18 protein-coding genes and 3 pseudogenes are annotated in these 22,745 nt (G+C 68.5%); 11 read left to right on the top strand and 10 right to left on the bottom strand.

What is annotated here, in order from left to right:
* The first annotated feature begins 30 nt into the window (after positions 1 to 30).
* Together ACH4TV_RS44110 and ACH4TV_RS44105 are read left to right on the top strand one after the other, a co-directional pair.
* Entirely contained in the window at positions 31 to 1,044 is a 1,014-nt protein-coding gene (locus tag ACH4TV_RS44110) for a DJ-1/PfpI family protein (RefSeq protein ID WP_319097264.1), read from the top strand.
* Between the two features lie 178 nt (positions 1,045 to 1,222).
* Positions 1,223 to 1,618 carry a MerR family transcriptional regulator gene (locus ACH4TV_RS44105; protein ID WP_086746773.1) on the top strand — a complete coding sequence of 132 codons (396 nt, stop codon included), beginning with the start codon at positions 1,223 to 1,225 and terminating at the stop codon, positions 1,616 to 1,618.
* Positions 1,619 to 1,910: 292 nt separating this feature from the next.
* On the opposite strand, the gene ACH4TV_RS44100 is transcribed toward ACH4TV_RS44105, so the two are convergent.
* Entirely contained in the window at positions 1,911 to 2,513 is a 603-nt protein-coding gene (locus ACH4TV_RS44100; protein ID WP_319097265.1) for a HutD family protein, read from the bottom strand.
* A gap of 203 nt (positions 2,514 to 2,716) precedes the next feature.
* Positions 2,717 to 3,346: a TetR/AcrR family transcriptional regulator gene (locus tag ACH4TV_RS44095; protein WP_086746771.1), complete on the bottom strand. Its 630-nt coding sequence runs from the start codon at positions 3,344 to 3,346 to the stop codon at positions 2,717 to 2,719.
* Between the two features lie 186 nt (positions 3,347 to 3,532).
* Here ACH4TV_RS44095 and ACH4TV_RS44090 point away from each other — a divergent pair, with 186 nt between their 5' ends.
* From ACH4TV_RS44090 to ACH4TV_RS44075, 4 genes and pseudogenes are all read left to right on the top strand, one after another.
* Positions 3,533 to 4,306, top strand: a complete 774-nt coding sequence (locus ACH4TV_RS44090; protein ID WP_319097266.1) for an SDR family NAD(P)-dependent oxidoreductase — start codon at positions 3,533 to 3,535, stop codon at positions 4,304 to 4,306.
* 780 nt (positions 4,307 to 5,086) lie between these two features.
* Positions 5,087 to 5,539 (top strand): VOC family protein, encoded by a 453-nt coding sequence (locus ACH4TV_RS44085; RefSeq protein WP_086746768.1) that lies wholly within the window; start codon positions 5,087 to 5,089, stop codon positions 5,537 to 5,539.
* 660 nt (positions 5,540 to 6,199) lie between these two features.
* Positions 6,200 to 9,469, top strand: coding sequence for a S8 family serine peptidase (locus tag ACH4TV_RS44080; RefSeq protein ID WP_398407079.1), 3,270 nt, complete (start codon positions 6,200 to 6,202; stop codon positions 9,467 to 9,469).
* A 627-nt stretch (positions 9,470 to 10,096) separates the two neighbouring features.
* Positions 10,097 to 10,186: pseudogene (locus tag ACH4TV_RS44075) on the top strand (MerR family transcriptional regulator); the annotation flags it as partial.
* 154 nt (positions 10,187 to 10,340) lie between these two features.
* On the opposite strand, the gene ACH4TV_RS44070 reads toward ACH4TV_RS44075, so the two are convergent.
* The 4 genes and pseudogenes from ACH4TV_RS44070 to ACH4TV_RS44055 all read right to left on the bottom strand — a co-directional run bounded on the left by ACH4TV_RS44070 (position 10,341) and on the right by ACH4TV_RS44055 (position 12,749).
* On the bottom strand, positions 10,341 to 11,276 hold the full coding sequence (locus ACH4TV_RS44070; protein WP_319064186.1) for an NADP-dependent oxidoreductase: 936 nt from the start codon (positions 11,274 to 11,276) through the stop codon (positions 10,341 to 10,343).
* A 220-nt stretch (positions 11,277 to 11,496) separates the two neighbouring features.
* Positions 11,497 to 11,670, bottom strand: a pseudogene (locus ACH4TV_RS44065) (IS110 family transposase); the annotation flags it as partial.
* Between the two features lie 23 nt (positions 11,671 to 11,693).
* Positions 11,694 to 12,263 (bottom strand): SMI1/KNR4 family protein, encoded by a 570-nt coding sequence (locus ACH4TV_RS44060; protein ID WP_371663521.1) that lies wholly within the window; start codon positions 12,261 to 12,263, stop codon positions 11,694 to 11,696.
* 261 nt (positions 12,264 to 12,524) lie between these two features.
* Positions 12,525 to 12,749 carry a hypothetical protein gene (locus ACH4TV_RS44055; protein ID WP_371663520.1) on the bottom strand — a complete coding sequence of 75 codons (225 nt, stop codon included), beginning with the start codon at positions 12,747 to 12,749 and terminating at the stop codon, positions 12,525 to 12,527.
* Positions 12,750 to 12,903: 154 nt separating this feature from the next.
* Here ACH4TV_RS44055 and ACH4TV_RS44050 point away from each other — a divergent pair, with 154 nt between their 5' ends.
* Positions 12,904 to 13,476, top strand: coding sequence for a hypothetical protein (locus ACH4TV_RS44050; RefSeq protein WP_371663519.1), 573 nt, complete (start codon positions 12,904 to 12,906; stop codon positions 13,474 to 13,476).
* Between the two features lie 724 nt (positions 13,477 to 14,200).
* Here the strand turns inward: ACH4TV_RS44050 and ACH4TV_RS44045 are convergent.
* Positions 14,201 to 14,317, bottom strand: a pseudogene (locus ACH4TV_RS44045) (3-oxoadipate enol-lactone hydrolase); the annotation flags it as partial.
* 418 nt (positions 14,318 to 14,735) lie between these two features.
* The gene (locus ACH4TV_RS44040) at positions 14,736 to 15,644 is read right to left on the bottom strand and encodes a hypothetical protein (protein WP_398407078.1); all 909 of its coding nucleotides are present in this window, start codon (positions 15,642 to 15,644) and stop codon (positions 14,736 to 14,738) included.
* Between the two features lie 396 nt (positions 15,645 to 16,040).
* Between ACH4TV_RS44040 and ACH4TV_RS44035 the strand changes: the two genes are divergently transcribed.
* The gene (locus tag ACH4TV_RS44035) at positions 16,041 to 16,265 is read left to right on the top strand and encodes a hypothetical protein (protein ID WP_398407077.1); all 225 of its coding nucleotides are present in this window, start codon (positions 16,041 to 16,043) and stop codon (positions 16,263 to 16,265) included.
* 561 nt (positions 16,266 to 16,826) lie between these two features.
* Complete coding sequence (locus tag ACH4TV_RS44030) at positions 16,827 to 17,594, top strand: carbonic anhydrase (protein WP_398407076.1); 768 nt, start codon at positions 16,827 to 16,829, stop codon at positions 17,592 to 17,594.
* 246 nt (positions 17,595 to 17,840) lie between these two features.
* Here the strand turns inward: ACH4TV_RS44030 and ACH4TV_RS44025 are convergent, their stop codons facing one another.
* Entirely contained in the window at positions 17,841 to 18,806 is a 966-nt protein-coding gene (locus tag ACH4TV_RS44025; protein WP_398407075.1) for a hypothetical protein, read from the bottom strand.
* A gap of 161 nt (positions 18,807 to 18,967) precedes the next feature.
* Between ACH4TV_RS44025 and ACH4TV_RS44020 the strand changes: the two genes are divergently transcribed.
* Together ACH4TV_RS44020 and ACH4TV_RS44015 are read left to right on the top strand one after the other, a co-directional pair.
* Entirely contained in the window at positions 18,968 to 19,228 is a 261-nt protein-coding gene (locus tag ACH4TV_RS44020) for a heavy-metal-associated domain-containing protein (protein ID WP_398407074.1), read from the top strand.
* Positions 19,229 to 19,337: 109 nt separating this feature from the next.
* Positions 19,338 to 21,629: a heavy metal translocating P-type ATPase gene (locus ACH4TV_RS44015; RefSeq protein WP_398407073.1), complete on the top strand. Its 2,292-nt coding sequence runs from the start codon at positions 19,338 to 19,340 to the stop codon at positions 21,627 to 21,629.
* 34 nt (positions 21,630 to 21,663) lie between these two features.
* Here the strand turns inward: ACH4TV_RS44015 and ACH4TV_RS44010 are convergent, their stop codons facing one another.
* Entirely contained in the window at positions 21,664 to 22,059 is a 396-nt protein-coding gene (locus tag ACH4TV_RS44010) for a hypothetical protein (protein WP_398407072.1), read from the bottom strand.
* Positions 22,060 to 22,745 lie beyond the last annotated feature (686 nt).

Genomic DNA, 22,745 nt, shown 5'->3' with positions numbered 1-22,745 from the left:
CCTTGCTCGTACACCGAAAGAAGGCATGCCATGGACACCCCCGCCCCCACCCACTCGTCCAAGCCCAAGGCGCTGATCGTCGTCCCGTCGGCCGCTGTCCTGCCGCTCACCGAACCGGCGGACCACCCCGGTGTCTCGACCGGGTTCTACCTGGTCGAGCTGGCGCAGATCCTCAAGGAGTTCGGCAACGAGTACGAGTTCACCTTCGCCACCCCCGGCGGGCTCGTCCCGCAGCTGGAGATCAACGGCCTGGCCCTGTCGATGCACGCCGCGGACAAGTTCAGCTCCGCAACGGTCTCGGCCACCGCGGCGCAGGCGTTCCGCTTCGATGTCGACACCTTCCGTGCCAAACGGCCAGGACTCGTCGCCCGCCGGGACAGCGAACTCGCCCTCGCCCGCCGCTACCTGGGCCGCCTGCCGGTCTCCGAGTCGCTGCCGGGCAGTGACAAGGAGGTCGTGGTGCTGCGTGACGACCTGGTCAAGTCGATGCAGGACCTTCCGGAGCACACCTACCAGTCCATCGAGCAGCTCGTGCTCAGACACCGCGACCCCGAGGACGCCTTCGACCTGGGCGCGTTCGACTTCGTGCACATGCCCGGCGGCCACGCCCCCATGGTCGACTTCGTCGACAACCCCTGGCTCGGCGAACTCCTGCACACCGCGCGGGAGAACCAGGTGCTGATCTCGCTGATCTGCCACGCCCCCGTCGCCATGGCCTCGGCCAAGTACCGGGTGAGCCCCGACGGCACCGTCGTCACCGACACCCAGCACGCCTTCAACGGCGTCAGCGTGACCACGGTCGCCAAATCCGCCGAACTCTTCGTCCTCAGCAACGGCTACCTCAAGATCCCCGGCAAGAAGGTACGCATGGGCTACTTCATCGACGAAGCCCTCAGGAACGCCGGCTACGAGGTACGGACGACCACCAACCCGACCGCCATCAAGGTCATCTGGGAGGAAGGCGTCCGCCTGCTCACCAGCAACGGCCCCCAGGCCATCGACGAGCACACCGCCCGCCTGCGCACCCTCCTGCCCCGCCACTGACCCCTCGCCTCCCGGCACCGCCAGGTCGCCATGTGTGCACCTGGTTCACCGTGATCCGGCACGTTGTGGCCGGCCGGGGCCAGACGAAAGGCCCGTGATGACGACATCGGCTACGCTGAAACCTCCCACTGACGTCAGAGGCACCTCTGACATGACATTGGACCGGCAAGGAGGAGCGATGCGGATCGGAGAGGTCGCCGAACAGGCGGGGGTCAGCGTCCGGGCACTGCGGTACTACGAGGAGCAGGGGCTGCTCGGCGCCACCCGTACCGGCGGCGGGCAGCGGCAGTACCCGGAGGGCGCGGTCGCCCGGGTCAGGATGATCCAGCAGCTGTACGCCGCCGGCCTGGCGAGCAGGCTCGTCCGCGAGGTCCTGCCGCGGTGCATGAACGAGGGCCCCTCGCCCATCGGTTTCACCGACAGCCTCATCACCGAACGGGCCCGCATCGACCGCCAGATCGGCGACCTGACGGCAGTGCGCGCCCGCCTCGACGAGATCATCGCGGTGGCGACGGACCCGAGCCACCCGCACCACAGCCACCCCGTACGCGGCGCCGCCGCCAGTACCGCCTGAACCGGCCTGCCCACCCACAAGGTGGTGTGCGGCAGGCCGGTTCAGCGACGGACCTCACCGTGACCTCAGGCCGCTCTGGGCATCATCGAGCGGCGGCTCGGCGTTCGCATGGACAAGAACGAGGCACTGCCCCTTGCTCTGCACTTCGTCAATGCCCAGATCGGATCCGGTTCCGCGGCACCGGTGACATCGCGGCGACCATGCAGATGACACAGTCACCGCAGGTCGCACAGGGTCAGCGCATCGCCGCTACCGCCACCGAGACGACCGGGTGGCCGCTGGTTTCCCGCTTTCAGCGCACCGCGGTGATCGTGATCCCGGCCACCACGCCGTCGCCCCGTAGCGTCAGCGCCGCCGGGCCTTCGTGGCGCACGCAGTCGAGACGGCCGAGCGTGATCTCTTGGCCGTCAGGTCCGTCGATGGTGATCCCCTCGGTGACGGCCATGACGAGCAGGGTCTCGCCCGCGGCGCAGGCCAACTCCGTCACCCGTGCGGCGGCGACGGTGATGATCCGCACCTGTGCCGTCGCACGGCTCCTGCGGGTCATCACATTCAGGTTGCGGACCGCGCCCGCCTCCAGCCGACAGTCCGTCGCCGCGTCGCCGGAGAAGGCGAAGGGGCTCAGCGGCCAGACCGGATGCGCTGTCCCGTCCACCGTCAGCACCATGCCCTCGCCCTCGACGGGGGTGATCACACGGTCGATCCCGGGAAAGGCGGAGAAGGAGCCTCCCGCGTCCACGTCCGCGACACTCACCCGCCAGTCGAAGCCGTCCGTGCTCTCCACCGAGGCCAGGGGCGCCTGCACGGCGCCCGACGCGACCTCCCGGGTCACACCGCCGCCGTTCTTCCACGGCATGCCGCGGTACCGGCTCCAGCGCAGAGCATCTTCGCCCATCCGACACCGCTTCCTTCCCCTGCCATCCGGTCGGCTGCCCACACCGGTGAACCCGGGCCACCGGCCACTCGGTTGTCGGACGGCGGGAGCGCCCAGGCCATGATCATCGACCGAGCGGCCAGCGTACGCGCCGACCACGCGCGCACGGTGGGGCGCTTGACCGGGCAGGCCGAGCCCCGAGACTCGTGAGCCGGAGGATCACCTCATGTTCTGGCGTGCTGTGTGTCGGCGGGGTAGTGGGCGACAAGAAGTGGCCAGGTCAGTTCGGCCATCTCGGTCGGTGTGCGGGGGCTGTCGCGTTGGAGCCAGTCGGTGGCCACGCCGAGGAGTGCGCCGGCGATGAACGCGGCGGGTACGTCGTGAGGGATGTCGGCCGACGAGGCACTGTCCGGCGCGGCGCCGGCGTTCAGGCGCACGGTGACATGGACGCTGGCGGTCATGCGGCTGCGGATGTGGTCGATGACGCGGGCGCTGCCCTGCGGCCCCAGGAGGCTGCGGTAGAGGCCGGCGTGCTCGGCGAGGTTCTCGAAGAACGCGACGAGTGACCGGGCGGGTTCCGCGTCCGGGTCCGCCGGTGAGGGGTCGAGGACGGGGAGTGACTCGATCAGGGTGTCGATCGTCGAGGTACAGGCGGCCTCGGCCAGTTCGTGCACGTCCCGGTAGTGGTCGTAAAAGGTCGTGCGGTTCACACCGGCCTGTTCGGCCACGTCCGCGACGCTGATCTGCCCCAGCTCCTGCTCCTCGACGAGCTTGATCAGCGCGCCCTGCAGGGCCGCGTGAGTGCGACGTACGCGCCGGTCGGCTACCGGCGGGTTCTGTCGGGTCGTGGTCATGGCTGACACGATACCTAACCGACGTCTGTTGGTTTTCCTACGACTGTCGGTTAACGTGCTTCATGGAGGTGGTGGCGCTGTCCGGCCGACGTGAACCGTGCAAGGAGCCGCCGGTCGTGCGTGCCAGCACGCCACCCCACCCAAGAACCCGGTCACTCCGCATCAGTCAGGAACAGGAGCCATGCCATGAGGGGACTCACCGGACAGCGCATCGTCATCGCCGGAGGCGGTAACGGGATAGGCGCGGGCACCGCCGAGCGCCTCGCCGCCGAGGGCGCCACGGTCGTGATCGGCGACATCGACGTGGACGCGGCGCAGGCCACCGCCAAGCGCATCAGCGACGTCGGCGGAGCCGCCCTCGCCGTCGAGTTCGACCTCGCCGACGAGCGGTCGGTACGCGCCCTGTTCGACACCACCGTCGACCAGCTCGGCGGAGTCGACGGGCTCTACAACGTCGCCGCCGACGCCTCGGCGGACGTGCTGGGCCGGGACGGCGACCTGCTGGACATGGACCCGGCCGTATGGCGGCGCACCCTCGAGGTGAACCTGATCGGCTTCGCGCTCACCTGCCGCGCGGCCCTTCCCCTGCTGCTGGCAAAGGGCGGTGGAGCGATCGTCAACACCTCCTCGGCGTCCGCGCACGTGGGCGACCACCAACGCGCGGCGTACCAGACCAGCAAGGCCGGGATCAACGCGCTCACCCGCCATGTCGCCTCCCGCTGGGGCAAGGAGGGCATCCGCTGCAACTGCGTGTCGCCCGGGGTGGTGATGACCGAGTCCGCGGAGAAGATGGCCCTGACCCCTCAGGCGCTGGAATTCGCGCGAATGACCATCCCCAGCCCCCGGTTCGGCCGGCCCGGCGACCTGGCCGGAGTGGTGGCGTTCCTGCTCTCCGACGACGCGGAGTGGATCAACGGCCAGGTCTGGTCGATCAACGGCGGCGCACTTCTGCGCGAATGACGATCGTCCCCGACCTGCTGCCCGAGCGCATGGCACGACCAGCTGTCGGCGCGGGGCACGACGCGGACCGGACGCTGGTGGTGGCGGACGGCCTCGCCGCTGCTGCCGAAGCAGCTGCGGCAGGGGGCGTCGATGTGCCGCGGTTACTGCAAGGTGCCTGCCGGGCTGCCGGGCTGCCGCAGCCCGTGGCCACCGGCCGGCTCCTGGTCCTGCCGACAGCGGGCGTCCTCCTCCACCAGGTCCAGAGAATCGGCCACCAGCCCGTGGCAACGACTCCGCGTGACCTTCCCGATCATCTCCACCGTGGGAGCCACGGCGCACCACCCGGCGCGGGCCGAAGAGTCGGCGTCCTTGCGCCGGCTTCGGAACCCTGGCCCGGCGACGCAACCCCGGCTCCGCCCCACACCGCCAACATCACCAACCAACGAGTCAACGCCACCAACTCGAGTCGCAATTTCGGCTCGCGGCGCTCCGTTCCTTCCGGCCGTCCGCACAACTCCACTGACCGGTCCGTCAGTTGCAGACCGTCACAGATCGGCGGTTCTGACGGACCTTCTCACCTCAGTGGCGGGCGATCCTTTGCCGAGCCGACCGCCGTCCCTGTCCATCGCCTCGCGGGGGTCTCACCCGAAAGACTTGCACCTGACACTAGCGTCAGGTTCTAGCGTTGCGGCTGAAGTTACAGAACAGCGCCGGTAGTTGGCCGTCGACGGGTCTGGGTCACTGCCACCTGGCCAATGTGCCCGCGGCTACCCCTCCCTCACCCCACAGAGGAGAATCGTGCCCTTCCATCACATCTGCATGGTGAGCGACCTGGAGCGATCGCTGCCCTTCTACCAGGACCTCCTGGGATTCAAGAACACGCTGTACGACGTCACACAGCCGGGCGAGTGGTTCGACACCTCGACGCTCGACGACATCCTCGGCGTGAAGAGCGCGGCGACCCGGATCGTGCTCGTCTCCGACGACTCCGGCGCGACGCTGGAACTGCAACAGGCGGCCAACCCGTTCACCACCAAGGCTCCGGACGAGTACCTGCGCTACGGCGCGACCGGCATCACGGAGCTGGGGCTCAAAGTGTCCGACATCGATGACCTTTTTAAGCGCGTCGAGGCCGCTGGTATCGAGGTTCAGACCGACTACGTCCGGTCCCCCTTGCCCGGAATCCGATCCTTCCTGTTCTACGACCCCGACGGCGCGCTCATCCAGGCCGTTGAGGACCACACCACATAGGTGAAGCGCTGCCCGACGCTCTCGCCCGTTGAACCGCTCCGGGGCTGGCGAAGGCTGTGATGTGCTCTGGCTCTGACGGAGTCAGCTTGCTGGTTGCAGGCACTCGATGAGCTTCTTCGGCGTCAAGGCTTTGGCGTTGTCGCGTTACGCCCCCAGTTCGTGGCGATCTGTCAGTTCAGCGGGGCCGGAGTGTGACAGTGACCGTGCCTGCCGATGCGTCATCGCTGATCCCGATTGCCCTTGGCCAACTCCGTGAGTGTTCCGACGTCGTTTCCGAGGAGATCCCGGGCCTGCCGGCGCGGCTGACCGAGGTGTTGGACCCGCGGGATCCACGCAAGGGTGCGCCACCGCCCGGCCGGGGAGACCTCGCAGTACATGCTCTGGAGCCGGAATCTCGGCCAGGGCGAACCCGACACCCCCACCACTGTCACCCCGGCGGTGGCCGCGGGCGAGGGCTCTGACTCAAAGTGATCTGGCCTGCTTTCCAGGCCACGCGGTACCTCTGCCTCGTCGAACACGGCGACGGTTCGAGCCCCCTCGGGCGCACGGTTTCGACAGTCCCACCGTAGCCCCCGCACACCCCCACAGCCGCAGAGGCGGATGGCGCCCGGACACCTGGCGCCCGGCTCTTCCGCGGCACCCGATCGATATGGATCACAAGTGACACGCACACCCATACGCCCGAGAGCGGCCATCACCACTCTCGCGCCCCTCCTCGCCGGAGCCCTGACCCTCATGGCGGTCATCGCTCCCACCTCCACCGCTTCCGACACCAACTCCACTGGCGGCAAAGGCAGTTACGGCGACGACACCTACATCGTCAAGCTCGCCGACCCACCCGTCGCCGCGTACGAGGGCGGGCTGCCCCGACTGCAGCGGACTGCGCCCACGGCGGGGAAGCGGCTCGACGCCGACTCCGCCACGGTCGAGAAGTACGTGGCGCACCTGGACGACCGTCGGGAGCGGGTCCTCGACGCCGTGCCCGGTGTCGAGACGCTCTACGACTACTCCTACACGTTCAGCGGATTCGCCGCCGAACTGACCGGCCGGCAGGCCGCGAAGCTGGCCTCGACGCCTGGTGTCGTCTCGGTGACCCGGAACACGGTCGCTCAGCTGACGTCGACGGGGCCCGACGATGGGCAGAGGGCGGACGGCCGGGCGGAAACCTACATCCGGACCGTGGCCGATGGCCAGGACGGGACCGAGGGCAAGGTCACGGCTTTTGCGGCCCAGCAGCCGACCCCTTCCGGCGGGGTGAGCGGCCCCCAGGGCCAAGGTCTTTCAGGGGCGCGGGGCACCGCGCGATCAGCACTCACCGGACCCGCAGAAGTCCGAACACCGCACACCCCGGGCTCCCAGGCGCCCCGGACGGCCCGCCACGCCCAGTTCCCCGACACCCCCCGACTTCTCGGCCTCTCCGGCGCCAAGGGCCTGTGGGCGAAGGCGGGCGGCCCCGAGCACGCCGGAGAAGGCGTGATCGTCGGGATCGTGGACACCGGGTTCGACCCCTCGAACCCGATGTTCGCCGCACTGCCGAATCCGCGCCCCGACGCCGGGGCCATCGCCAGGAAGTGGCACGGCGACTGTGACCCGGGCGACGACCCCACGCACAAGGTGACCTGCAACAACAAGGTGATCGGCGCACAGTGGTTCGGTGCGGGCGTCCCCGCGGACCGCGAAGACGCCCCCTCGCCGTTGGACACCAGCAGCCACGGCACCCACACCGGCAGCACGGCCGCCGGGAACCACGGCGTCGCCGCGTCGGTACCCGGCAGCAACGCCGAGGGCAGGCTCAGTGGTGTCGCCCCGGCTGCCCGCCTCGCCTTCTACAAGGCGTGCTGGCCGGGCTTCGGCTGCCCGACCGTGGACCTCACGGCCGCGATCGACAGGGCCGTGGCGGACGGCGTCGACGTCATCAACTTCTCCATCACCGGCACACTCACCGAGCAGCCCGACATGGAGGCCATGTTCAACGCGGCCAAGGCGGGCGTGTTCGTCGCCGCGGCCGCCAACAACGGCGGCCCGGACTCGGTGCACCACACCGGCCCGTGGGTCACGACGGTCGCCGCGTCGTCGCACGACACCCAGTACACCACCTCCCTGGTCCTCGGCGACGGCCGCCGCTACACCCGCGTCGGCCTGAACCCGGGTGCCGGCTCTGCCCCGCTGGTCGAGGCAGCCGCCGTACGCAAGGACGGCTCGGACGCCGGCCGGGCTGCGCTGTGCGCGCCGGGCACGCTCGATCCGGCCCAGGCGAAGGGCAAGATCATCGTCTGCGACCGAGGCGGCGCCGGCATCTGGGAGGACGACAAGTCGGACGAGGTCCTGGCGGTCGGCGGCAAGGGTCTCGTACTCACCGACACCCCGGCCTACGACGAGTTCCTGCCCCCGTACGTCTTCTCGGTGCCCCTGATCCAACTCGACCTCGACGACGCGAAGGCAGTCCACGCATACGCCTCCCAAGCCGGCGCGACCGCCCGGTTCACGCCCACCCAGAGCAGCCACCGGGCCACCCGGGAGATCGCCTCCTTCTCCTCCAGCGGCCCGGACCACTTCAGCGACGGCGACCTGCTCAAGCCGGACATCGCCTCCTTCGGTCAGACCATCCCGGCGGGCGTGGTGCCCGGCAGCACCAGCTATTACCCCGGCCGGTTCAGCTTCTCCGACGGCACCTCGATGGCGTCCCCGCACATCGCCGGCCTCGCCGCCCTGCTGCGGCAACTGCACTCCGACTGGTCACCGATGGAGATCAAGTCGGCGCTGATGACGACGGCCACGCCCACCGACGAGAACGGCGACCCCATCGGCCGCGAACTGGCCGACTCCGCCTCGCCCCTCGACTACGGCGCGGGCCTGCCCCGAGTCACCCGGGCCACCGACCCCGGCCTGGTCTACGACTCCACCTCCGCCGACTGGACCGCCTACCTCTGCGCGATCGGCCAGAAGCCGACCACCGAGGACGGCACCGATGCCTGCGCCACGGCCACGAAGACCGACCCCAGCGACCTCAACTATCCGTCGATCGCAGTCGGTGACCTGCTGGCCGGTCAGACGGTGACGCGCACGGTCACCAACGTCTCGGCGCGCACCGCCACGTACAGGGCGAATCTCCAGACCCCGCCGGGCTTCCGCGCCGAGGTCACCCCGAAGCGGCTGACGGTCACGCCGGGCGCGTCGGCGTCGTACAAGGTGACCTTCGAGCGTACGAGTGCGGCCCACAACGCCTGGTCCTTCGGCTCCCTGACGTGGAGCGACGCGCACAGCCACCACGAGGTCACCAGCCCGGTCGCCCTGCGCTCCGTAGCGTTGTCCGCCCCGGACGAGGTCACGGTCACCGGAGGCGATTCCGCGACGCTGAGGACCGGGGTCAGCTGGAACGGCGAACTGACCGCGAAGGCGTCCCTCTACACCGGCGAGCAGACCACCGGCACCCTCACCGGCACCGACCAGGCGGACTTCACCATGAGTCAGGGCACCAACGACGCCGTAGTCAAACACCGCGTCCACGTCCCCGCAGGCGCCCCCTTCACCCGGTTCGCCATCACCTCCGCGGACCACGTCCCCGGCAGCAACCTCGACCTGTACGCCTTCGACACCGCCCGCAACCACGTCGGCGACTGGGCCGGCCCCGGCTCCGACGAACACGTCGATCTGCCGCCCGGCGACTACGACGTCTACGTCCTCCAGTACGAACTGCCGGCCGGCACCACCAGCCAGCAGTACACCCTGCGGAGCTGGAAGGTCGGCCAGGGCACCCCGGCCGTGACACCCACGGTCACCCCGAGCGAGCAGAATGCCTCGGCGGGCGACCGTCCGGACGTCACGGTGTCGTGGCCGGACGCGAAACGCGGCCAACAGTACGTCGGCGCCGTCGAGTACGGCGACGGGTCGACCACCCTCGGACACACGGCGTTGACAGCCACGCCGTAGCCGCGCCTCGGTAGCCGTTGGTGTGAACCATCGGTGAGCGATCCGCCCGCGCACTCCCCGAGTGCGCGGGCGGATCGCGTCGGCCCGAACCCTGACCCGCTCCGGTGCCCCCGATGGCCCGGCAGGTGCCCCTCGTTCCCGGCTGGCCTCCGCTCTGCCCTACAAGTGGCAGCTCTGGTAAGGAAGTTGCAGCAGGAGAAGGCATGATTGGTGCGACGGAACAGGGCGCGGACGATGGCCGCGGTGACCGCGGATGCAGCGTTGTGCTCCACATAGCCGAACTCGTCACTCCAGAGACGGTCGACGCGGCCGTAGTGCGCGATGGTTTTGGCCAGCACCTTCTCGTCGGCGCGGCCTGAAGCACCTTCCGGGCCGGAGGTTGTTGCTGGACACTCATGAGTTCCGTTGGGGATCCAGCGCGGCGGCTCAGGCGTTGCTGAGATGAGGCAACGACGTATGCGTGCACACCGTCTTCCACGACTGGCTGCCGATACAGGGGTGGTCGCGCGGAGCACCCGGTTCACGATTCTGCTGCATCCTGCCCATGCCCGGATACGGCGGGCCCCCGTATCCCCCGGCACTGGCCGGGCAAGTAGTCGAGGCCGTGCGTAACGCCGTGAGCATGAGGAGCAGCGCCTGCTCGGCCCCACGCGTACCGGCGGCGGGCAGCGAGAGTACCAGGACGGCTCGGTCCAGCGGGTCAGGATGATCCAGTAACTGTACGCCGCCGGCCCGTCGAGCAGGCTCGTCCGGGAGGTCCTGCCGCGATGCATGAACGAGGGCGACGCGCCCTCCGGTTCACCGAGAACCTCATCACCGAACGGGCCCGCCCCGGCCGGCCATGTCCCAGTCGTACGAAAGGGCCTCGCGCTCACTCCATGGTGAGGACCACACGCCCCTGGAACCCACCCCTGATCATGTGCGCGTAAGCCTTCGCGACCTCCTCCAGCGGGTACGTCTCCGCCACGCGCAACGCCAGGTCTCCCGCCGCGGCCAGGTCGGACAGTGTCGAAAGCATCGCTCCGTCCGGGCCGACCTGCGTCAGCAGCACCCGGATGCCCCGCTCGGCCTGGGGCAGGGCGTCGAGCCGTGTGGTCACGAACCTGCCGCCGTCCGCCACCGCCCCGATGACTGCCTGCCCCAGCCTGGCCGTGTCCAGAACGGCATCGACTCCCTCGGGACGAACCGTGCGGACGGCCTCGACGAGAGGCTGCGACGCCGACACGTACACGTCGGCACCCGCCACCTTGCTCGCGAACTCGCCGTCGGGCGAGAGGTCGGTCGCGATGACCACCGCTCCCCGTCGCTTCGCGAGCTGCACCGCGTAACCGCCGACCGCCCCCTCCGCGCCGGTGATGAGCACGCTCTGGCCGGCCTGGATACCGAGCAGTTCGACGGACTGGGCAGCGGTCAGCCCGTTGAGGGGGATGGTGGAGGCGTGGACGGGGTCGACACCCCCCGGCGCCGCCGCGATCGCATGGGCAGGAACCACGATGTACTCGGCCTGCCCCCGGTTCAGCCCCAGGGGCAAGCCGTAACTGAACGCGATGGCAGGCTGCCCGGGCGTCCAGGGGGTACCCGGGCCGACGGCGTCGACAACGCCGGCTACATCCCAGCCGAGGCCATAGGCGACCCCCTCCGGCGGAGCCGGGTAATAGCCCCCGACCCAGGCCGCCGCATCGGCCGGGTTGAGCGCGGCCGCCTGAACCTTGATACGAACCTCACTCAAGCCGGGAACAGGCTTGGCGACCTCGGCGACCTCGACCACGTCCGGGCCGCCGAGCGAACGGTAAACGGCTGCGCGCATGAGTACTCCTGCTGTCGGTCGCACCCGCTCACAGCAGGCACGGAAGATCTTTGGTGGCAAGGGGGATGTCCGCAGGGAGCTGCGGAACGCCAACAGCAGCCACGCTAAAACCTGACGCCAACGTCAGATGCAAGTCGGGGTGGGGGTACCGGTCCGAAGCCCAGACGCAGCCGGTCGCCGCGAACCGTGCCCCTCTTGCCCTCGCGTCTCACAGACGCCCCTATAACGCGGGGGTGCGGGAAACCGGTCTGACCAGGTTGAAGACCTCTCGGGCGGCATATCGCTTGAGGCATCGGATGATCTCACGTCGGGTCTTGCCCTCCTGGGTGCGGCGTTCGTAGTACGCCTGGGTGCGCGGGTCGTGGCGCAGCCGGGTGAACTCGATGCGGTGCAGGAACAACCGGGGGCACTTTGGCTTCACGACCAGACAAGTCGTCCTTCGGCGACCGAGCAGGTCGGATGGCTTCCATCGGCGATTTTCGTCAGCGCTTCCGCCACGGAGTCGAAATAGTGAGCCAGTGACGCGTACTCGCCCGTGGTCGTGATCTCACCCACGAACCACCTGCCGATACGGCCATCCCGCACGTCGATGAACTTTCCTGTCCAGCCGTCCTGGTCCGACAGGAACGGGATCCACTCATTGCGCCAGAACGGATTGTCCGGCTGATCTGGAGGGTTGACCCAACCGGGCACGGAGTGGTTCGCGTAGAGCTTCTCCATCGCCCGGATGCCCAGAAAGAAACTTCCCTCGTCCGGAAACCCGGCGAAACCGCAACACGCCACATCGTCGTCCACATCTTCCTCAGGAAGATCAAGATTGTTCTGCAACAGCCACGCCCGCAGTTCCCGATGAAGCTGGATGCCCATCCGTTCCTCGGCGGCCGCAAGCATCTGTTCCGTGGCCGGCCCGGGCAGATCCGCATGATCGGTCGGGACGCGCTCCCGAAGAAGACTCATCACGCGGGACCAGCTCTCCACCACACTCATTCCCCACTACTCTCTGCGTGGACGCCCTATACGGCTGCGTCGCGTCGGCAGGCACGGGCAGTCCAAGGTTACAGAGCGTAGAGAACTCCATGATCACGGACGTCCGCGCCTGTTCTGCATCGGACTCCACCCAACACGACGAGACGTCAGCCACCGGGCATCAACCGACTATGCCGAAGCCCCGGCCCCTGTCCCCCATGTTGTTCCACCGGAGACGGTCAGCGGCTTCCTCACCGGCGGTCGAATATACTTCCCCACCGGTTATGGGCCTGGTGGCGGACTGAAGTTCTGATCTGGTCCAGGGATGACCGAGCTGATCCACCGCCAGATGGCCGCAAGAATCGTGTCGTCGCCGCGTCTTTTTACTTCGGCCGCGATCACCGCGGCATCATCACCGCGCTCGAACCGCTCCGCCGCCTCCAGCCTCAGCAGTTCCCGCTTCTCCCGCTCGGCGGGCGTGTACCCGCCCCTCTGCGCGTACCTCATGATCCCGTCGTACCGCAGGGATCATGAACCGTCACGATCCCGCAGGCTCTACGAGTCAACCTGAATAGCGACGGGCTCACTACAAGAGCAGGCAGAAATGTTCCAGATGCGTGCATCCGGCTTGTCGGCTGCGATTCCTCTCTAGCTTGATCGGATGCTCAAAGCGTTCCTCATCAACGTGCTCCCAGTCGTCATCGCCGTGGTCGCCATCGCCGTTCCCACCTGGATTGGTGTCCGGCAGACGCGGATCAGCCAGCACGTGAACAATATTCAGGCGATGATCACTCTGCTCGACGAGTTCCGGTCAGCCGCGTTTCACGACCAGCACGACTATGTGTACAACCGTCTTCAGCAGGAACACGACCCGAGCGAGGGAGTGCGTGGGCTTCCCAGCGAGGCGAAGGCGGCCTTCTGCAATGTCGTGTACTACTACCAGTCCTTCGCCACCCTGACCGTCTTCCAGCTCGTGGACGAGAAGTTGTTTCTTCCGCTTCTACGTCACCGGATCATCAACGTCTGGAGGGCCACCCAGCCATTCGTAGAACGAGAGCGCGAGCTGCGAGGAAGCGACAGCTCATACCTCTCAGCGTTCCAGGAACTCGCCCGCCGGACGGCCGAACTGCCCAGCACGTTTATCCACGACCGCATTCTCGACACCCGGCCCAACCGGCGAAGTCGGTTCTCCTTCTGGACAAGCCGCCGACGTTCCGCACCGGACGGCATGTGATCCGAGGCCAGCACAGCTACGGCAATACCGCGATGAGTACTCAGCCCGACTCTACGAGTTCAACCTGAGTAACCACGCCGAAACCGCCACGGACATCAAGCTCCAGAAACGCATCATGGCCGGTCGCGCCGGCGTCCCGCTCCTACGGCAACGCGTCATCCTGATCGCACACTTGAGACGCCACGGCTCCTCCCGGACCACGTCCCCGTAATGATCTCCGGCTACAAAAATCTTGCCAGGGCCCTCGAAGCACAGCACGCGGCGTGGCAACGCGCAGCCGGCCTCGTCGAATACGTCGGCGCACTCCGACTTCCCGCAGAAAGTCTGCCGCCCTGGCCGGCCAGGGAGGAAGCCGAGGCATGGATCGCGTGGACCGAGAGCCACGTCCCACGCCTAACCCGCTCAACGGTTCACCGCTGCTACCCGAAATCCCCGAGCCTCGCACCGAAGACCTCCAGCCGTTCATGCACGGCTGGAGCCCCTACGGACCCACCTGAGCACCCACTCCGCCAGACTCCCGGCGCCGGCAACGGGCGACTCAGCCGCCGCCGAGACGAGATACAGAAGCCGAGAGACACAGCCCCGCGGACTGTGCCCCTCTTGCCTTCGCGTCTCACAAATGTGTCACGGACTGGATCGACGCCACCGATCCTCTAAGCTCTGACCTGGCCTTTCGTGGACCCACGTGCTCTCACTGGACTGGTATGGACGGCGTTTCCAACCTGTGCCAGGTCGTGCCCAGGGAAGGTCCCAGGATCAGGACGGGAGCCTGTTCCGGCCCGTCAAAGCGATATTGCAGGGTTTCGACGTTCTTCTCACTCACCCGTTCACGCTCCCACATCACACATTCTCTACAGGAACGGGGGCGCGGACACTCGCCAGACCTCCCCAAGTGTCCGCCGCAGGACGAAGATCCTCCACATCCGGGGTTTCACGATGCTCCGCCGCCCGCGCGCCCCTGAAGCACTTCAGGGCCTCCCGGACCGGCTCGGGCTGCGGCAGCTGCCGCTCAGCTGCGAACTCAGGCGACTGCGGACACCTTCGATGGTCGTCGCCATCGCCGGTTCGGCCACGAGGTCGCGGGCACCGCGCACACGAGGAAATACAGCGCAGTCGCCGTCAGGGGGAGGATCTGCGACCTGCCCACACAAGCCATGGCAACCCGCGCTTGGGCCGGACAACCCGCGTCATGCGGGGTCCGACCGCATACCGTTCCCGGGTCCTGGCCACGGACCCTGCCGGGAAGCCGGCCCAACGAGTCAGGCAGGCCGGCGGGTCCCGTCGGCGGGCGACGTGCGGGCGAACCAGGTCCGCGTCTCGTCAGCTGTCAGGACGCGGGTGAGTTCGGCCGTGCCCGGAAGATGCGGGAAGAACCGGTCGGCGTTCCAACTGCGCTGGTATGTCGGCTCGTCGAGCACGAGCACGCGATGTCCCTCCACCACGGGGATGCCGTCGGGCAGCCCCTCGTTCCAGATCCGCTCACCGTCCGGGGCGAGGAGTTCGAAGGCCCCGGTTGCGACGGTCTGGGTGCGTCCCTGGGCGGGCTCGGGGTCCGTGGCCAGGCGGACGCTCTCTGCGGAAGGCGTGGTGCCGGGCACATGGCCGCCGCCGACGAGGACGTGGGCGAGCAGCGTGTGCAACTGGAAGTTGTCCCCGATTCCCCCGATGCGCACCTCGAACCCGGTCCCGGTGGGCCTGTGCAGCACGATGAGGGGCTCGTCGTCCAGAACCGCCAGCGCGTAGGCCAGACATTTGAGGTCGTGGCGCTCCAGAGCCGCCAGGGCGCTGCAGGCGGGGAGGATCCCGGATGCGTGCCGACGGCGCACCTCGGTGCTGCGGCACAGTACGGCCAGCGCGGGCGGCAGCCACTCCTCGACCGAGCACCAGGCCAGCGCCAGCCGCGTGGCCTCGTACGTGTCGGCGCCGAGGCGGGCCGGCAGCGCATCGTCGATGATCTTCTTGTCCGGCTCCGGTAGTTCGTCCTCGGCCGCGCCGGGGGCTGTCCAGCGGCGGGCGAACTCCAGGGCGTCGAGCAGGTCTTGGTGGACGCCGCCGAGGATCGGCTCGGCGCAGGCCACCGGGTCGGCTCCGCGCTCGACGCAGAAGCCGGCCGCCATCGCCAGCATCGGCCGCGGGCCGGTGGGCGGGAAGACGGGAAGCAGCGCCACCAACCGGGGCCCCGCCAGAACGCAGTCAGCGTCCGACGCCGACTATCCCTTGGGCCGCCGAGGCTTTCGCAGTGATCTTCCCCAGGGGCCGGCCGGTCGCTCTTGGCGAGCCCGGGCCACGAACTCCGCCCGAGTAGGCACAGCTCGCGGCTGCGGGCGGAGGGCTTCCTGCGCAGCGTCCCAAGGACCGACCGGGCCCCATCCAAGATTCAGCAGAGTGTCATTCCAGCGCGGAGCGAAGTCCGCACTGTCCAGGTCCGGCATCTGATGACGCAGCCCTCGCACCCGTGCGGTGAAAGCTGCGGGCAGAGGCACGTGGTACGTCTCCAGGTAGTGCGCGAAGTCGGCCCGCCACATCCACTCCCCGTCGGTGGCCAGCGAGGAGCACCCGGAGGTGTGGCGATGAACCGAACCTGCGAGGACATCGACACCTGCCTCCATGAAAGCCGTGATCCGGTGGCCGACATCCAGGTACTCCACGATACGAACTTCATCCGGCTCGCCGACCGGCTGAACCTGCATCCGCAGCAACCCATTCGCGAACTCGCCCGCATACCCGAGCTCTTCGAAGAAGCCCAGCAACTTCAGCACGCCTTCCTCCTATGCACATCCTGGTTCTGACTCCGGCCGATCATTTTGCGGCACAGAACCCGGCATCTTGGTTCAGATTGCTTCAACGATCGGTGCGGCTCTCCACGGCTGCGTGCACAACGAGGCAGGGCACCACCGTGCGGGCAATCGAGGCGTTCGCAGACGCCGCAGCAGGATCGAGGAGCGGACCTCGCCGCCACGGAACGCTGAGGTCCCTGCCAGCAGCTGCCCGGCGGGGGCCTGAGCGCCATCACGTGTCACGTTGCTGTCACCGACCCCGTTGACGCACCTGGACCACAAAGGCACCACCTGCGTGAACGGCATCGATCTAGACCACGTGGACGCCAAGAGACGGTGCCGGCACTTCGTGGTGACGCCTCACACGAGGCCACCGCGCGTTCTTGCACCGCTATTTCTTCTCTGCTTGATCAACGTTGTACGAGCGCTTGACGACCGTCGCGCACAGTGAGATCACCCGCTTCGCTCCTGCTGGGACAAGCCGGGACGCCGCACGTTTCATCACCCCTCATCCCCCTCATCACCCCAAGAATTTCCGACCGACATCCGCACGTGACAGGAAGAGCAATGACTTTGAGCAGCACTGGACAACAGCATCGCCGAGCCATAATCACCGGCGGGGCGGCGGCAACGGTAGCCCTGATCGCCGGTTGTTCGTCGAAATCGGAGAGTTCGGGCAAGCAGGCGACGGGAGCCGCGGCGGCGAAGAGCGCCTCACCCACCGCGAGTGTCCGGCCGGACTCGCCCTGGTCGGCCTTCGCGAGGTTGATGGACGGCAACAAGCGCTGGGTGGACGGCACCTTGCAGCATCCCGACCGAGACCCGGCGCGCCGCGAGTTCGTCGCCCAGGAGCAGGATCCGTACGGGGTCGTCCTGTCCTGCATCGACTCCCGGGTCCCGCCGGAGCTCCTGTTCGACACGGGGCTGGGCGATCTGTTCATCCTGCGTACCGGCGGTCAAGTGGTCGGCCCGGTGGTCACCGGCTCCGTCGAGTACGGGCCCGTGACCTCGGGGACCCCGCTGATCGTCGTCCTGGGACATCAGCGCTGCGGCGCCATCAAGGCGGCGTACGAAGCCATGCGCGACGGCAAGAAGCTGCCCGGCAACCTGCAGGCGATCTCCGACGCGCTGAAGCCGGCGTACGAGGCGACCGTCACGGCGAAGGCCGCCGACCCGGTCGACACGATGATCCGCGTCCACGTCAAGCAGACCGCTGCCGACCTGCGGTCCAACAGGGACCTTGCGCCGATGGTGAAAAAGGGCGACCTGGCCGTGGTCAGCGCCTACTACTCGCTCGACACCGGCCAGGTCGAGGTCCTCACCGGCGCACCGTCCGCCTGACCGAGGGGCATTCCCCCGGTGCGGCAGGCCGTCGCCGCGGAGGTCGTATCCGGCCCGCTTCGCCGACGGCGCCGAGGACGGTCAGCAGGCTGATCACCCCCAGGAGGGAGATCAGCGGGAGCGTCGTCCGTCCGAGGAGGTCGGAGAGCGACCCTCCGACGAACCCTGCGGGCGACTGCTCCTCGCGCTTCTACCGGGCCGTGTTTCCCGACCGCCGCCGGGTTGCCCGCGGCCGGCGGTGAGGTGTCACTCGTGCTCGTCGTGCTCCGCCGAGCCACTTTCCTCGGCGGGCACGTCCTCCGCTGCGGCGGTGTCGCCGGCGAGGTCGGCCCGGACGGTGAAGTCGGCGGTCCGCACCTTGCCCTCGTGCTTGAAGTCGAGGAAGAGGCGGTAGCCGTGGGCGCTGGGCGCGGTGGCGGTGAAGGAGACGGTCGGCCCGGGCTTCGTCCTGGGGTCGCCGGCTTCGCTGTTGGGATGGACGTGAAGGTAGGCCAGGTCTCCGGCACGCAGGGCAACCAGGTGCCCGTATGCGCCGAGGTAGGGCTGCAGGTCGGTCACCTGCTTGCCGTCCTTGTTCACCTCGAAGGTCAACTCCCGTGCGGAGCCGGCGTCGAGGCCCCCACGCAGAGTGACCGTGTAGCCGTCGACCTCGCTGGCGGGCTCCTGCTTGGGCAGCGACTGCGGCTCGTAGCGCCCCGCGACCGCCAGGTCGGTGCCCAGGGTGAGGCTTTCACCGTCCCCGGCGGCCGGGGCGAAGTCCGCGAAGAGGCGGTAGTCACCGGCCGTCGGCAGGTTCACGGGCATGCGCCACGTGCCGTCGCCGGAGCGCGTGGGGTGCAGGTGGCGATAGACGGTCAGGTCGCGGGAGGCCAGGATCAGGTGGAGTTCCTTCTCCTGATCCATCGTGTAGTCGGTGACCGGCCGCCCCTTCGCGTCGAGGATGGCGAACCGTATGTCGGTGGTGCGTCCTCGCTCGATCCGCGGAGTCTTCAGGTCGATCGAATAGCCGTGGGCCGAGACCTGCAGTCCCTCGGGTACCTCTACGGCCTCGTCCGCGCCGCCGCTCTCCGCCGTCCCGACCTCACTGGCGGCTTGCGTAGCCGCTTTGGTGCCCGCGTCGTCGGATCCGGCGAGGCTGCCCACACCGTAGGCCGCCCCGAACACGACGGCGAGTGCCGCGATGAAGCCAGTGATCTTCGGCCAGGTCTTCATAAAAGTCTCCCGGGAAGGGCCGACAACAGTAAGGTCTACGACGAAACATATACCCCCATGGGGTATCGCGCCAACGGGATGGGAATATACGCCCTAGGGGTATACCATCTACCCCCCAGGGGTATGCCCCCCAACGTATCGCGCGCCTGAGGTGAAGACCCATGACCGATCAGAAGAACTCCGCCAGCGTGTCCGGCACCCAGGGAAGTGAGGTGACCGCCGTCTACAAGGTCTCCGGCATGACCTGCGGTCACTGCGAGGGCGCGGTTTCCGAGGAGATATCCGCGATCGCCGGTGTGACCTCGGTGAAGGCCGTCGCGGAGACCGGCGAGGTGACGGTCACCGCCGTCGCCCCGCTCGACGAGGAAGCCGTCCGCGCCGCCGTCGACGAAGCGGGCTACGAGCTCGTCGGCACGGTCTGAGACCTTCCGGGGCCGACAGCCCCGGGCCCCGCGTTTCCTCCCCGCCGGGGCGTGCCGCTCCCTCTGACATGGACGCCGCACGTCCCGGCCTGTCCCAGGAGAACCTCCCATGACAAACGCGGCTCCTGATACGAGACTGCCCGGCCCGGCGTCCCGGTCCGCCTCCGAGGTCGAGCTCTCCATCGGCGGCATGACGTGTGCCTCCTGCTCGGCCCGCATCGAGAAGAAGCTCAACCGCATGGACGGCGTCACGGCGACCGTCAACTACGCCACCGAGAAGGCGAAGATCTCCTACGCCGACGGGGTCGGGGTCGGGGTCGCCGACCTCATCGCCACCGTCGAAAAGGCCGGCTACACGGCCAAGGAGCCGCCGCCTCCCACTCCACCGGCCGGTGACGAGGGCGCCGCCCGGGCGGCCGGACCCGCTGTGGACGGGGAGTTGCTCTCCCTGCGGCAGCGCCTGCTGGGGTCGCTCGCGCTCTCGGTGCCGGTCGTCCTGATGGCGATGGTTCCGGCCCTGCAGTTCGACAACTGGCAGTGGCTGTCGCTGACACTGGGCGCTCCGGTCGTGGTCTGGGGCGCCTTCCCGTTCCACAAGGCGGCCTGGACGAACCTGCGGCACGGCGCCGCGACCATGGACACCCTGGTGTCGATCGGCACGCTCGCCGCGCTCGGCTGGTCGCTGTGGGCGCTGTTCTTCGGCGACGCGGGCATGCCGGGCATGCGCCACGGCTTCGAGTTCACCATCTCCCGCTCCGACGGCTCCTCCTCCATCTACCTGGAGGCCGCCGCCGGGGTGACAACATTCATCCTCGCGGGCCGGTACCTGGAAGCTCGCGCCAAGAGGAAGTCGGGCGCCGCCCTGCGGGCGCTCATGGAGCTGGGCGCCAAGGACGTCGCGGTCTTGCGGGGCGGCCAGGAAGTACACATCCCCGTCGCGCAGTTGGCGGCCGGTGACCGCTTCGTCGTACGGCCCGGCGAGAAGATCGCCACCGACGGCACCGTCGTCGAGGGCGCCTCGGCGGTGGACGCCTCCATGCTCACCGGCGAATCGGTGCCGGTCGACGTGAGTGCCGGCGACGCCGTGACCGGCGCGACCGTGAACGCCGGGGGACGGCTCGTCGTCGAGGCGACCCGCATCGGCACGGACACCCAACTCGCCCGGATGGCACGGCTGGTCGAAGACGCGCAGAACGGCAAGGCCGAGGTGCAGCGCCTCGCCGACCGCATCTCCGGCATCTTCGTACCGGTCGTCATCCTCATCGCGGTCGCCACGTTCGGCGCCTGGCTCGGCGCCACCGGCGACACGGCCGCCGCCTTCACCGCCACCATCGCCGTCCTGATCATCGCCTGCCCCTGCGCGCTGGGCCTCGCCACCCCGACCGCCCTGATGGTCGGCACCGGCCGCGGCGCCCAACTCGGCATCCTCATCAAAGGCCCCGAGGTCCTGGAATCCACCCGCCGCGTCGACACGATCGTCCTGGACAAGACCGGCACCGTCACCACCGGCCGCATGCAACTCCAGGACGTGTACGTCGCCTCCGGCGTGGACAAGGACGAACTGCTGCGGCTGGCGGGCTCGTTGGAGCACGCCTCCGAGCACCCCATCGCCCAGGCCATCGCGGCCGGCGCCGCCGAGAGGGTGGGCAGCCTGCCGGTACCGGAGAACTTCCAGAACATCGCCGGCCTCGGCGTCCAGGGCGTCATCGACGGCCACGCCGTACTCGTCGGCCGACAGAAGCTCCTCACGGAGTGGGCCATCGAACTGCCCCGCGAACTGGCCGAGGCCAAGGCCGCGGCGGAGGCCGAAGGACGCACGGCAGTCACCGTCGCCTGGGACGGCGAGGCGCGCGGCATCCTCACCGTCGCCGACGCGATCAAGGAGACCAGCGCCGAAGCCGTGGCCGAACTGCGCAGGCTGGGCCTGACGCCGGTGCTGCTGACCGGCGACAACCAACCCGTCGCAGAATCGGTCGCCAAGGCCGTCGGTATCGACGAGGTCATCGCCGAAGTCCTCCCCCAGGACAAGGTCGACGTGATCAAACGGCTCCAGGCCGAGGGCCGTACCGTCGCTATGGTCGGCGACGGCGTCAACGACGCCGCCGCCCTCGCCACCGCCGACCTGGGCCTGGCCATGGGCACCGGCACCGACGCAGCGATCGAAGCCGGCGACCTCACCCTCGTACGAGGCGACCTGCGCGTGGCCGCCGACGCGATCCGCCTCTCCCGCACAACCCTCGCCACCATCAAAGGCAACCTCTTCTGGGCCTTCGGCTACAACATCGCCGCCCTCCCCCTCGCCGCACTCGGCATGCTCAACCCCATGATCGCCGGAGGCGCGATGGCCTTCTCCTCGGTCTTCGTCGTCACCAACAGCCTGCGCCTACGGACCTTCAGGTGAAGTGCTCTCCCGCCTGAAGCGGGGAGATTCCTGCTTACCTCGCGGTAGCGGGTTTGACGCGCTTTGCGCGCCTGACGACTGCCCTTCCGGCAGCCAAAATGAGCGCGAGGCCCATCCGGTAGAGGTGCAGGACGTTGCGGGCTGCGTTGTGGTCGGCGTTGCCCGACCAGCCGCAGTCCGGGTTCTTGACCATGTTCGTGACGGTGAGGGCTTCGCCCACAACAGTGCCGTAGGTGTGGGCGATGGCGGTGGTCGTCCGGTGCTGCCAGTCCAAGGCCCGGTGCTTGGCTTTCGCGCGCAGGCCTGCGATCGGGTCGTAGGTACGGTGCAGCCGGCGGCTGGTGCGCTCGCCGGGTTTACGGTGCTGCTTACGCCGTGCGGCGCGCCGCTCCAGGTGCAGGAGCTTGGCCTTCCCTTGCCGGTCAGCCATGCGCCGTGCTCGTACGTTTCGCCGTCCGAGAGGGCGACGGGCACGGTGACGCCCACGTCGATGCCGACATCCGGCCCGGTGCGGGACTCAGGCTTGGGCTCCAGGGTCTGGACACGGAAGGCGATGTGCCAGCCGAGCGCGTCCTTGACCAGCCGGGCCCCCGGTGATCCGGTACTTCGCGCCCGCACGCTTGCCCACGGGAAGGTCTTTGGTCCACCGGAAGCGGACCCGGCCCGCCTTGGGAAGGCTGGCCGTGCCCCAGCGCCGGTGCACGCGGGTGATGTTCAGGTCCGGCCCTGCGGGATGTCCACGGACTGGCACCTAGGCCTGGCCTCGGCGGCTGATCGGCGGCTACGTCAGCGCACGCCTGCAACCCCGACTGACGGAAACCGCCTTGCACCTGCTGCTCGGCGCACTCGGTGCCCTCTACGCCGTGCAGTCACTGCTCTGACGCACTGCTCCGGCACTGGGGCCCCAAGACGTCAGCTTGTTCGCCCGGTGCCGGCAAGAGTTGCGAGGGGCCTCGCCATGGCCATGCTTCTGGTGCGTCGCCTCGAAAACCCAGTCGCTGACAGGCTTTTCAGATGCCCTCTCAGAGGTCGTTTTCATCTTTAGTACGGTGTTATCTCTAGCTTTGTACCTGCTGATGGTCTGGTGCTGGCGGGTCTGCAGTGTGGGTCGCGGCT

Source organism: Streptomyces sp. NPDC020898 (assembly GCF_044333925.1).
Lineage (GTDB): Bacteria > Actinomycetota > Actinomycetes > Streptomycetales > Streptomycetaceae > Streptomyces.
Note: the sequence above shows the minus strand (reverse complement) of the source record. Positions and strands in the feature narration are given on the sequence as shown.

Bases quoted from the DNA above. Each gene is read 5' to 3' on its own strand.
- ACH4TV_RS44100 (WP_319097265.1), bottom strand. From the start codon at position 2,513: ATGGGCGAAGATGCTCTGCGCTGGAGCCGGTACCGCGGCATGCCGTGG.
- ACH4TV_RS44055 (WP_371663520.1), bottom strand. From the start codon at position 12,749: ATGAGGTACGCGCAGAGGGGCGGGTACACGCCCGCCGAGCGGGAGAAG.
- ACH4TV_RS44050 (WP_371663519.1), top strand. From the start codon at position 12,904: ATGCTCAAAGCGTTCCTCATCAACGTGCTCCCAGTCGTCATCGCCGTG.
- ACH4TV_RS44105 (WP_086746773.1), top strand. From the start codon at position 1,223: ATGCGGATCGGAGAGGTCGCCGAACAGGCGGGGGTCAGCGTCCGGGCA.
- ACH4TV_RS44010 (WP_398407072.1), bottom strand. From the start codon at position 22,059: ATGGCTGACCGGCAAGGGAAGGCCAAGCTCCTGCACCTGGAGCGGCGC.
- ACH4TV_RS44110 (WP_319097264.1), top strand. From the start codon at position 31: ATGGACACCCCCGCCCCCACCCACTCGTCCAAGCCCAAGGCGCTGATC.
- ACH4TV_RS44020 (WP_398407074.1), top strand. From the start codon at position 18,968: ATGACCGATCAGAAGAACTCCGCCAGCGTGTCCGGCACCCAGGGAAGT.
- ACH4TV_RS44090 (WP_319097266.1), top strand. From the start codon at position 3,533: ATGAGGGGACTCACCGGACAGCGCATCGTCATCGCCGGAGGCGGTAAC.
- ACH4TV_RS44095 (WP_086746771.1), bottom strand. From the start codon at position 3,346: ATGACCACGACCCGACAGAACCCGCCGGTAGCCGACCGGCGCGTACGT.
- ACH4TV_RS44015 (WP_398407073.1), top strand. From the start codon at position 19,338: ATGACAAACGCGGCTCCTGATACGAGACTGCCCGGCCCGGCGTCCCGG.
- ACH4TV_RS44025 (WP_398407075.1), bottom strand. From the start codon at position 18,806: ATGAAGACCTGGCCGAAGATCACTGGCTTCATCGCGGCACTCGCCGTC.
- ACH4TV_RS44070 (WP_319064186.1), bottom strand. From the start codon at position 11,276: ATGCGCGCAGCCGTTTACCGTTCGCTCGGCGGCCCGGACGTGGTCGAG.
- ACH4TV_RS44060 (WP_371663521.1), bottom strand. From the start codon at position 12,263: ATGAGTGTGGTGGAGAGCTGGTCCCGCGTGATGAGTCTTCTTCGGGAG.